This window comes from Acidobacteriota bacterium (assembly GCA_009691245.1).
In the GTDB taxonomy this organism is placed as follows: Bacteria; Acidobacteriota; Terriglobia; order 2-12-FULL-54-10; family 2-12-FULL-54-10; genus SHUM01.
In genome coordinates, this window is record SHUM01000020.1 from 47,368 (window position 1) to 54,723 (window position 7,356).

Below are 7,356 nucleotides of genomic sequence, written 5' to 3' on the forward strand. Positions count from 1 at the left end.
AGCGCAGCGAGGGACATGCTTTTGATTTACACCACAGGCGCTACGAAAAGCAGGTCCCTCGCTGCGCTCTGGATGACGACAGATTTAGGGAGAGCGACCGGATCGTGAAACGCGTTAGGCAATCGCTTCTAGCAAATTAGATCATCATGAAAATCATTCTTTCCTGGCTAAAAGAATTCGTCGCACTGGATGCCGCGCCGCGCCAAATCGCGGCTGACCTGACCATGCTGGGGTTCGCCGTGGATGGGTTGACGCACGAACAGGGCGAGACCATCTTTGAACTCGACATCACCACCAACCGCCCCGACGCATTGAACCATTACGGCATCGCGCGCGAGTTGGCGGCGCGTTATGGAGTATCACTGGAGCCGGCGTTTGGATATGTCCCGCCGTCCGCCCTGCCGCACGAAACCAAGCCTCGCGCGCGCGGCAGCCGCAAGGACGGCGTGGTGGAGATCAAAGCCACAGACCTGTGTCCGCGCTACTCCGCGCGCATCCTGCGCGGCGTGGAAGTGAAGCCATCGCCGGACTGGCTGCGCCAGCGGCTGGAACTTTGCGGCGTGCGCGCCATCAACAATATCGCCGATGCCACCAACTACATACTGCTGGCTTACGGCCACCCTCTGCACGCATTTGATCTGGATCGGCTGCAGGGCGGGCGCATCGTCGTGCGCAACGCGCGCGACGGCGAGAAGCTGAAAACGCTCGATGGCATCGAGCGAGCGCTGACGCCTCCCGATCTGGTGATCGCCGACGCGAAGAACGCCGTGGCGCTGGCGGGAATCATGGGCGGCGAGTCGAGCGAGATCACTGTTGCGACGCGCAACGTGCTGATCGAGGCCGCATGGTTTGATCCGTCCACCGTCCGGCGCAGCGCGAAAGCAATGGGGATGCGCACGGAAGCCTCGCACCGCTTCGAGCGCGGCGCGGACATTGCGGCCACGCTGCCTGCCGCGAGCAAGTGCGCCGAGCTGATCCAGTCGCTCGCCGGCGGTGTGCTCGATCCAGTTTCGCTCGATGCCTATCCGAAGCCCACGGCGCGGCCCATCGTGATACTGCGGCGCGCGGAGATCGCGCGGCATCTCGGCATGGACGTGCCTTCCGCCGACGTCATGCGGATACTTTCGCGTTTGGGATTTTCGCCGCGCGAAAATGGCCGCATCGGCCATACCGCATGGACCTGCATAGTCCCCTCGCATCGCGCCGACATCTCGCGTGAAATCGATTTCGTGGAGGAGATCGCGCGGCATTACGGTTTTGACAAATTTCCCGTGCGCCTCCCTGCCTCCTCTGCTCATGCGTCACACCGCACACTTCATGCCCGCAAGGAGGAGCGCGTCGTCGAGCGCGTGCTGACGCTCGGTTACGACGAAACCATTTCGGCGGTGATGGTGAGTCGAGCCGCGCTGCGCTATGGAGCGGCAACTCCCGTCGCGCTTTCCAACCCGCTTAGCGAGGAATCCGCCGTGCTGCGCACGAGCATGATTCCAGGCCTGCTGGAGGCCATCGAATGGAATATGAATCGCGGACAGCGCCATGTGCGCTTGTTTGAAATAGGCAAGACATACGCGCGAACATCAGATGGTTGCGCCGAATCCGCAATGCTGTGCCTGGCGGCGACTGGCGGACGCGAGCCCGACCAGGTTGGCGCCGCGGGGAGAAGCTTTGATTTCTTCGATATGAAGGGCGACGTCGCGCAGCTCGCCGAGTTGTTTGCATTAAGAGAAATCCGTATCGACGCCCGGGAGCTTCCTGATTATTATCGCGCCGGGCATGCAGCCCGCCTGACAACTCAAATGACAGCGGGCGGGAAGTTGGTTGCGCGATTCGGCCAGCTTTCCTCCGCCGAGATGGAACTGCGAAAGTTTCGCCAGCCGGTCTTTCTGGCCGAAGTGAGCCTGGACCCGCTCTATGCTCATGCCTTGCAACCGCCGCAGGTAAAGCCCATTTCGCGCTTTCCAGAAGTCGAGCGCGACTTTTCGCTCACGCTCTCCGATGAAACCACCTACGAAGCCGTTCACGCCGCCGTGCTGGCGGCGGGAATCACGGGAGTGGAGAGCATTCGCGCCGTCGAGACCTTTCGGGGCGGCAGTCTTCCGGCGGGAAATTACAGCCTGCTATTGCGCGTAACGCTGCAGAGTGCCCAGGGAACTTTCACGGAGGCGGAATTGGCAGACGCCAGCGCAAAGATTGTGGCGGCGCTGGAAGCCAGAACCGGCGCGCGCATTCGATCCGCTGTGTAGCGCAACTTGCTTCCATCCCATTTCCACGCGCTTCCGCATTGGTCTAAAATGTAAGTGGGAGATAATTAAATCCATGGCCAAAGAAACTACTCAACCCGCCGAACCCAAATTGGAATTGGGCGAGTCCGACGCGGGGATTGAATCACTCGAGAATCTCGAAACGAGAATTCTGCTGACCCTCTCGCAACTGAAATCGTTGCGCGCGGAAAAATCAGATTTGCAGCGCCGAGTAGCCGACCGGGACACACAATTGAAAGACCTTCGAGGACGGTTGGCGCGAATGGAGAGCGAGCGTGAGACGGTGAAGACCCGGGTGCAGCGTCTGATCGCGGAAGTGGATTCGGCGTCTCCGGAGAGCGGCATCGAGAGCAGCGAGCCGTAACGCACCATCGCCGCGGCGGCGTCCATCAAGAGGTAACGATTGCCAAGGAGGTTCGCATGGCCGGCAAAATGCAAAACGTCCCAGTAGAGATTTACGACCAGCCCTACAATCTGAGAACGAATTCAGGCGAGCAATACACGCAGGAACTGGCGCGGGCCGTGGACGCCACGATGCGCGCCATCGGCGAGCAGACCCGATCGTACGATTCGGTCAAGCTGGCGGTGCTGGCCGCGCTGCACTTTGCTGATGAATGCCAGCGGTTTAAGAACCGGTATAGCCATCTGCAGCAGACCGTCACGGAGAAAGCCATTCGCTTCACCGAAGTACTGGACAAGGGCCTGGAAGATTCCCCGCCGGCCAGTCGGTAGCCATACAATCTCGCAGCCTTGATCCAGAACGCATTAAGTGTTGGAGTATAATATCGGTTGAGCAGTACTGCGAAGCATGTGAGGGTGATGTTATTTTTTGAGCTAATGTACATGACCAGGAGGTCCGGTTGACGTTCCCGTGCGCATACTCTTTCCGGTTACGCCGGAGTTCGGAGCAGCCTTACGGAACGCACTGGATCACCCCCGTATCTAAACGGGTTAAAAAAATAGCTCGCACACGGCCCAGTGGTCTGCTCATTTTTCTTTTTTGATTCTCCGGAAATTCATCCCTTCAGAAATGATCCAGCGTGAACATACTTTTTATTGGCGACATCTTTGGCAAGCCCGGGCGCGCGATTGTGGCTGACCATCTGGCCGACATGATCCAACAGCACAAGCTGGAATTGGTGGTGGCCAATGGCGAGAATGCCGCGGCGGGCTTCGGCATAACGCCCAAGCTTGCGGAAGAGATCCTCGCGCTCGGCGTGGACGTCATCACCACAGGCAATCACGTGTGGGATCGCCGCGAGATCATGGAGTACATCCCCTCGCAGCCCCGCCTGATTCGCCCCGCCAATTATCCCAGTGGGCCGGGACAGGGAATATTTCAGGGCACGACGAAAAGTGGAGTCGAGTACGCGGTGATGAATCTTCAGGGCCGCGTCTTCATGGCAACGCACAACTGTCCCTTTCAGACCGCCGACAAATTGCTCGCGGCTCTTTCGCCGACATGCAAGATTCGACTGGTGGACATCCACGCCGAGGCCACCTCGGAGAAGCAGGCGATGGGATGGCATCTGGATGGCCGCGTTACCATGGTGGCCGGAACGCACACGCACATTCCCACCGCCGACGAGCGCGTGCTGACGCAGGGCACCGCCTACATCACCGACGTCGGCATGACCGGTCCGTACGATTCCGTGATCGGCGTGGTGAAGGAACAGATCGTGCAACGCTTCCTCACGCAGATGCCCATGCGCTTTGAGGCCGCCGACGGCGACACGCGACTGTGCGCCGTGCTGATCGACGCCGACCCCTCGACGGGCCTGGCTCACTCCATCCAGCGCATCATGCTGCGCGCAGATTGAGAAAATCGTACTCACTCCATCCACGCTGTTTATATCCGAAAATATTTCGACGGTGTGAAAGCGCGGATGTCAGGCGCATTCTCTCCCTTGCTGGTAAAATAATCATTCACGCCGGGCAGAGGAATCCGGCCATACATCATGGGATTAATCGATCAACTGAACGAGCAGCAGCGCGAAGCGGTAACCCAGGCCGATGGTCCGATACTCATTCTGGCCGGAGCGGGCAGCGGCAAGACGCGCGTGATCACTTACCGCATCGTCCACCTGATCCAGCAACTCGGCGTGCGCCCGGACAGCATTCTCGCCGTCACCTTCACCAACAAGGCGTCGGAGGAGATGCGCGCGCGCGTTACATCTTTAATCGGCGGTGGCGGGTCCTATCATTCTCGTCCCTGGCTTTCCACCTTCCACTCTTTCTGCGTGCGCATTCTGCGCGAAGATAGTGAGCGCATCGGGCTGGCCCGCCAGTTTGTGATTTACGATGCAGCCGACCAGATGGCCGTGGTGAAAGCATCGATAAAAAATCTGGGCCTCACCGAGCGCGATTTGCAGGCCCGCGCCGTGCTGAGCCGCATCAGTTACGCGAAAAATCACGGGCTTAGTTCAGAGGCAGCGTTCGACTCTGCCACGGATCCGCAGGCGGAACGCATGGCCGTGGTCTACGACGCTTACACCAAGGCACTGCGCCAGGCGAGCGCTGTCGATTTCGATGACCTGCTGCTGCTGGGTGCGCGGCTACTGCGCGACGACGCGGAGACCGCGGCGAAGTACAATCAGAAATTTCAATACGTCCTGGTGGATGAGTATCAGGACACCAATCGCCCGCAATATGAATTGGTCCGGCTGCTGACACAAACGCACCAGAACCTTTGCGTGGTTGGCGATGAAGATCAGTCGATCTATTCCTGGCGCGGCGCGGACATTCGCAACATCGTGGAGTTTGAGAAAGATTATCCAAATGCGCGTGTAATACGTCTGGAGGAAAACTACCGTTCCACGCAGAACATTTTGGACGCCGCTTCCGCCGTGGTCTCCAACAACCTCTATCGCAAGGGCAAGACACTGTGGACCTCGCGGCAGGGCGGAGCAAAGATTGGAATCTACGAGGGGCCGGACGGCGAGAACGAAAGTTTGTTTGTCGCCGACTGGATCTCTCGCCGCAAGCGCGATGAGCCTGATTTGCGTTTCGCCATTCTCTATCGCACCAACGCTCAGTCGCGTTTATACGAAGAGTCGCTGCGCCGCTATGGGATCAAGTACACGGTGGTCGGCGGAATCAGCTTTTATGAGCGCGCCGAGGTGAAAGACCTGCTCGCGTATCTGAAGGCCGCCGCCAACCTGCACGACTCAGTCAGCCTGCTGCGCATCATCAACACGCCCACGCGCGGGATCGGGGCCACCACTGTCCGCAAGATTGAAGAACTGGCGTTGGAGGCAGAACTGCCGTTTTGGGAGACGATGGAGCAGGTTATCCGGCAACAGTTGCTGCCCGCGCGCGCGCTGGCGGCCTTACAGGAGTTCCGCAATGTCATGGAAGATTTGCACCGGAAAGTTTCCAGCGCCGATGTTCCCGCTGTATTAGGTGAGATTATCGACCGCACCAAGTACATAGAGGTTCTGGAACAGGAAGGCACGCCGGATGCCTTTAGCCGTATCGAGAACATTCAGGAATTATTGAACGCCGCTGCCGACAGCCGGGAGCGTGGAGAAAATCTGGCGGGCTTCCTGGATCACGCCGCGCTGATCAGCGATACGGACAGCTTCGACGAGGAAGCGCAGATTGTGCTGATGACTCTGCACAGCGCCAAGGGCCTCGAATTCCCCGTCGTATTCCTCGGTGGAATGGAGGAGGGCATCCTGCCGCACAGCCGTTCGCTGATGGATGCGCAGTCCCTGGAAGAAGAGCGACGGCTCTGCTATGTCGGCATGACCCGCGCGCAGGACGCGCTGATCCTCACCCGCGCCGAGTCGCGGCGGCGCTACGGAAGCCAGATGCCGGAGCCATCCATCCCCTCGCGCTTCCTGAGCGAGATACCCGAGGAGTTGGTGGAAGACCTGTCGCGTCGGCCCGCGCCGCAGACGCGCGGCGTGGGATCTCGCGAGCGATTCTACGAGTATGATCAGGGCGAGCAGTCGCGATATTCCAGAGTGCCCGCGGCGAAAGCAGCGCCCACCGCCACGCCGACGGTTAGCAGCAGCAATGTGCGGCGTTACTTTGGCATCGACGAAACGGCTATCGGCGGCAACGGGCACGACGACTCATCGGATGATGCAGCAGCCGGAGCGCCATCACTGCTGAAAGCGGGCAGTCGCGTGCGTCATGCCAAGTACGGCTATGGAACGGTGTTGCGCCGCGAGGGGGCAGGCGATCAAACCAAACTGACTGTCAGTTTCCCCGGCGTTGGGCTGAAAAAATTAATGGAGAAATTCGCCGACCTGGAGCGATTATGATTTCTCTAATGTTGTGTCCCGAAACTACGTGAAGTATTTTTCAGGTGTCATTCTGAGCGAAGCGAAGAACCTGCTTTTCCGCAACTCGCGCAAACGCGGTAAAGGAAAGCAGGTCCTTCGCTTCGCTCAGGATGACACGTGGTGGAAATTTTACTAGGCCCTGAAGGGATACCGCACTAACAGGAATAAATAGATGACCGATCAAACGCCAGTCCAGCAGACAGACCCGGCACCCGCCCAGCCGCCTGCTCTACAGCTGCCTGTTCTGAAACCTAAAGAGCCGAAGGAATTCCCTGTCGCCTTGGCCGCAGGCGCGGCATTTCTGGCGGTCATGCTAGGCGTCGTTGCCTTCATGGCCACGCGGCCCGGCCCGCCTCCTCCGCCGCCGCCCACGCAGGCGGCCTACGACTATCTCGGCAAGATGGCGATCACCGACATTCAACTGAGCGCGGCAGAAAACATGCTGGGGCACGAGATGGTCTATGTTGATGCCAAGGTTCAGAACAATGGCGACAAGACTGTTACGACGTTGCGACTGCGCTTATATTTTTACGATTACGCGAGCAAGCTCTTGCTGCGCGAAGAACAAGATGTAATACAGACCACTTCCCCGCCCCTGCTTCCCGGCGAGACGCGCGACTTTCAGTTGCGCTTCGACACGCTGCCGCCCACATGGAATAAGCAGCCGCCACAATTCCAACTCGTATCACTGCAATTGCAGTAAAGAATTATCTCGGACTCGCATCAGAGCCCCGACCGCGAGGGAGTGGGCACGATCGGCAATTTCAGCGACCGTCGAGCGTGCCCACTCCCTCGCGGTCGGG

At 59.2% G+C, this 7,356-nt stretch carries 6 protein-coding genes; all 6 read left to right on the forward strand.

The genetic code is table 11. The features are described from left to right. Positions 1–146: 146 nt before the first annotated feature. The 6 genes from pheT (at position 147) to EXQ56_06840 (ending at position 7,256) form a co-directional block, all read left to right on the forward strand. The gene (pheT, locus tag EXQ56_06815; GenBank protein ID MSO20166.1) at positions 147–2,243 is read left to right on the forward strand and encodes a phenylalanine--tRNA ligase subunit beta; all 2,097 of its coding nucleotides are present in this window, start codon (positions 147–149) and stop codon (positions 2,241–2,243) included. 73 nt (positions 2,244–2,316) lie between these two features. Then, positions 2,317–2,625 (forward strand): hypothetical protein, encoded by a 309-nt coding sequence (locus EXQ56_06820; GenBank protein MSO20167.1) that lies wholly within the window; start codon positions 2,317–2,319, stop codon positions 2,623–2,625. Between the two features lie 56 nt (positions 2,626–2,681). Continuing rightward, positions 2,682–2,993, forward strand: a complete 312-nt coding sequence (locus EXQ56_06825) for a cell division protein ZapA (protein ID MSO20168.1) — start codon at positions 2,682–2,684, stop codon at positions 2,991–2,993. A 308-nt stretch (positions 2,994–3,301) separates the two neighbouring features. After that, on the forward strand, positions 3,302–4,081 hold the full coding sequence (locus EXQ56_06830; protein MSO20169.1) for a TIGR00282 family metallophosphoesterase: 780 nt from the start codon (positions 3,302–3,304) through the stop codon (positions 4,079–4,081). Positions 4,082–4,219: 138 nt separating this feature from the next. Next, entirely contained in the window at positions 4,220–6,532 is a 2,313-nt protein-coding gene (locus EXQ56_06835; GenBank protein ID MSO20170.1) for an ATP-dependent DNA helicase Rep, read from the forward strand. 193 nt (positions 6,533–6,725) lie between these two features. After that, complete coding sequence (locus EXQ56_06840; GenBank protein ID MSO20171.1) at positions 6,726–7,256, forward strand: DUF2393 domain-containing protein; 531 nt, start codon at positions 6,726–6,728, stop codon at positions 7,254–7,256. Positions 7,257–7,356: the final 100 nt, after the last annotated feature.

Bases quoted from the DNA above. Each gene is read 5' to 3' on its own strand.
- EXQ56_06835 (MSO20170.1), top strand. From the start codon at position 4,220: ATGGGATTAATCGATCAACTGAACGAGCAGCAGCGCGAAGCGGTAACC.
- pheT (MSO20166.1), top strand. From the start codon at position 147: ATGAAAATCATTCTTTCCTGGCTAAAAGAATTCGTCGCACTGGATGCC.
- EXQ56_06820 (MSO20167.1), top strand. From the start codon at position 2,317: ATGGCCAAAGAAACTACTCAACCCGCCGAACCCAAATTGGAATTGGGC.
- EXQ56_06840 (MSO20171.1), top strand. From the start codon at position 6,726: ATGACCGATCAAACGCCAGTCCAGCAGACAGACCCGGCACCCGCCCAG.
- EXQ56_06825 (MSO20168.1), top strand. From the start codon at position 2,682: ATGGCCGGCAAAATGCAAAACGTCCCAGTAGAGATTTACGACCAGCCC.